The organism is Pseudomonas sp. DE0010 (assembly GCF_007680745.1).
GTDB lineage: Bacteria > Pseudomonadota > Gammaproteobacteria > Pseudomonadales > Pseudomonadaceae > Aquipseudomonas > Aquipseudomonas parafulva_B.
In genome coordinates this window covers 1-276 of sequence record NZ_VEJQ01000199.1, presented here as the reverse complement: position 1 = coordinate 276, position 276 = coordinate 1, and the positions used below count along the sequence as shown (strand labels likewise).

The 276-nt window shown below is 45.7% G+C and carries 1 protein-coding gene; it reads right to left on the bottom strand.

Annotated features, from left to right (window positions below):
• Window positions 1-75: 75 nt before the first annotated feature.
• On the bottom strand, window positions 76-276 hold a 201-nt coding region (locus FS767_RS23105; protein ID WP_218571747.1), incomplete at its 5' end, for a hypothetical protein.

Here is a 276-nt window from a genome sequence, read left to right as displayed (position 1 = left end):
CCATGTGAGAGTAGGTCATCGTCAAGATTCATTTCGCAAAACCCCTATCTGCGCATGCAGGTAGGGGTTTTGTCTTTAAGTAGAAGCTCTTGCTTTTCCTGGTAGGTCACGCAGCCAACCAGCGGTAGCAAAAAGGTGGTTGACAGCGCTTTTGAATGCTGTATTATTCACCTCCCGCAGCGAGAGATCGATGCGAGCTAAGTGTTTGAAGTTGAACGAGTTTCTCGAAATAAACTTCAAAATAAACGCTTGACAGGCAATGAGGAAAGCGTAGAA